The organism is Desulfovibrio sp. 1188_IL3213 (genome assembly GCF_036763145.1).
Lineage (GTDB): Bacteria > Desulfobacterota > Desulfovibrionia > Desulfovibrionales > Desulfovibrionaceae > Desulfovibrio.
Window position 1 is genome coordinate 1 of the sequence record NZ_JBAIYR010000551.1, and the last position, 1,295, is coordinate 1,295.

At 62.5% G+C, this 1,295-nt stretch carries 1 protein-coding gene; it reads left to right on the forward strand.

The features are described from left to right. The first annotated feature begins 168 nt into the window (after positions 1 to 168). Positions 169 to 1,206 (forward strand): phenylalanine--tRNA ligase subunit alpha, encoded by a 1,038-nt coding sequence (gene pheS, locus V6C16_RS13505; protein WP_333543469.1) that lies wholly within the window; start codon positions 169 to 171, stop codon positions 1,204 to 1,206. The last annotated feature ends 89 nt before the right edge of the window (positions 1,207 to 1,295 follow it).

Below are 1,295 nucleotides of genomic sequence, written 5' to 3' on the forward strand. Positions count from 1 at the left end.
CCTCCAGGCCGCGCCGGCCCGCACATTGAACATGCGGCGGGTCGGCTTGCGGGAGCAGGGCCATACGTGCTATAAGGGTGTGGGCGGTGTGCATGCGCTGCCCACACCCTGTTTTTGAGCCACGCAAAATTCAACGTCAGCGCCGCACAGGCGGCATCGGGAATCCGTATGGATCTGATTTCTGCACTGGAAGGCCTGGTCCCTGAGCTTGAAAAAGGTCTGGATCAGGCTTCTTCATTGGAAGGGCTTGAAGCCCTGCGGGTGGATTTTCTGGGCCGCAAGGGCAGAATTGCCCAGATCATGAGCCGCCTTCCCTCGCTCGCGCCGGAGCAGCGCCCCGCCGTCGGGCAAACAGCCAACAGCGTCAAGGAACGCTGCAATGCGCTGTTTGAATCCCGCAAGGCGGCGCTGGAAGCCGGGCGTGAGGCAGAAGCGCTCAAGCGCTTCGACCCCTCCGTGCCGGGACGCGCCCCCTGGAGCGGAACCCTGCACCCCACCACCCTTGTGATGGAAGAAATCTGCCAGATTTTTCAAGGGCTCGGCTTTGACGTCGCGTCAGGCCCTGAAGTGGAGCAGGACTACTACAACTTCGAAGCCCTCAACATGCCGCCCGAGCACCCTGCCCGCGACATGCAGGACACGCTTTACATCACCGACAAGGTGCTCATGCGCACCCATACCTCGCCCGTGCAGGCCCGCACCATGCTGCAGCGCAAGCCCCCGCTTGCCGTTGTGGTTCCCGGCAAGGTCTACCGGCGCGACAGCGACCTTACCCATACTCCCATGTTCCACCAGATCGAGGGGCTGATGGTTGGTCAGGGCATCAGCATGGCCCACCTGCGCGGCACGCTCACCACCTTTGTTCGCGCCGTTTTCGGCAGCGACACCCGCGTGCGCTTCAGGCCGAGCTTTTTTCCCTTTACCGAGCCTTCTGCCGAAGTGGACATGAGCTGCTGCATGTGCGGCGGCCAGGGCCATATCGGCGACAGCCCCTGCCGCGTGTGCAAAACCACGGGCTGGGTTGAAATTCTCGGCTGCGGCATGGTGGACCCGGCAGTGTTTGAAGCCGTGGGTTATGACTCCGATGTCAGCGGCTTTGCTTTCGGCATGGGCGTGGAACGTGTGACCATGCTCAAATACGGCATTGGCGACCTGCGCATGTTCTTCGAAAACGACGCGCGCTTTTTAAGCCAGTTCGCCCGCTGAGGGTAAAGCCGTGTTGCGTTTTGCCAGCCGCCTCCGCCGCTCCTGCCGCATTTGCGCTGCCCCCGGCATGCTGCGCCTGACCTTTGCCT